The organism is Pseudomonas sp. PA-4-8C (assembly GCF_021606625.1).
GTDB classification, from domain to species: Bacteria; Pseudomonadota; Gammaproteobacteria; order Pseudomonadales; family Pseudomonadaceae; genus Aquipseudomonas; species Aquipseudomonas lactis.
Genome location: NZ_WKCD01000551.1, coordinates 1 through 1,139 on the forward strand (window position 1 = coordinate 1; position 1,139 = coordinate 1,139).

The 1,139-nt window shown below is 62.2% G+C and carries 1 pseudogene; it reads right to left on the minus strand.

Annotated features, from left to right (window positions below):
- Positions 1–1,016: pseudogene (locus GIW04_RS30890) on the minus strand (type IV secretion protein Rhs); the annotation flags it as partial.
- Positions 1,017–1,139 lie beyond the last annotated feature (123 nt).

A 1,139-nucleotide genomic window follows, 5' to 3' on the forward strand; every position in this document is an offset into this window, starting at 1 on the left:
TTGTAGCGGTCGACCGCCTGCATGAACTTCGTGAGGATCGTCAGCACACCGGTCACGAAGCCCACGGCTGACTGAAGCACCCACGCACCGTACTTGACCAGGCGCATACTCAAATACGCCACGCCCGCTGCCGGCAGCGCGATGGTCAGCACCGCGCCAATCACCAGGTCAATCAGCAGCGACACCATAAAACCGGCGGCTGCTTGCGCGACTTCACTGGGCGGTAGCGCCTCCAGCCAGATCATGGCGGTGCGCAGTAACAGGTACAGCGCCGCCTCATCACTGGCCAGCAACATCGCCTGTTCCATGACCCTGGGCGCATCAGTGGCGATTTGCGCCAACCTGGCCGCCTCGCTACCCAGTTGCTCGGCGTACTTGAGCGGGTCTTCAAGCATCGCCTGCACCTGCTTGATGCTGTCCCACGCGTCATGGATCGCTGCCCAACTGCCGGCCAGCACGCCGTTGCCAATTGCGCTGGCGGGGGATCGCTGCCAGTGCGGCTTGAAGCCTTGCCACTGCTCGCGCAGCCATTGCTCAAGATCCGCTGTCAGCCCCGCATAGGAAGCAAACAAGGCGTCGACTTGCTGCGCTGAAACACCGCCTTGAACCCTCACCTGATAACGCCCGCCGGCGGCGCAGTCGTGGGAACCTTCGCCTTGCTCGTCGAGCAGGATGACCCTGGAACTGCCGTCATCCAGCCCGATCACCTCAACCGGGATATTGCCGATCGGCACGTCGTACGCTGACTCGAACCTGCTCTGGATCTTCAGCACACCCCCTGCGGGGCAGCGGGTCACCGTGGCAAAGTCCGCATCGCCAAGACTCACCGACTGCTGTGCATCCCCAGCCCGCAACACTCGGTCCATACCCAGCAACGACGGCATGTCCGCTGCATGACTGACCGTATCCAGCGCACGCGAATACCAGGCGCCCATCTGCTGGCGATACTCCGCCAGGCTCTGATGGAAACCATCCAGCTCGTGTTCGATAAAGGTAATTTGGGCTGCTTGGGTCATCCGCGACGGCTCCCCACGGGGGGCGGCCAGGTAACCAAGGCACTCACAGGAAAAACCATCTGCAATCCCTCGCACTGTTTGATCAGGCGAGGGACTTTGCAGCGGTTTACAGGGGAGGGGAGT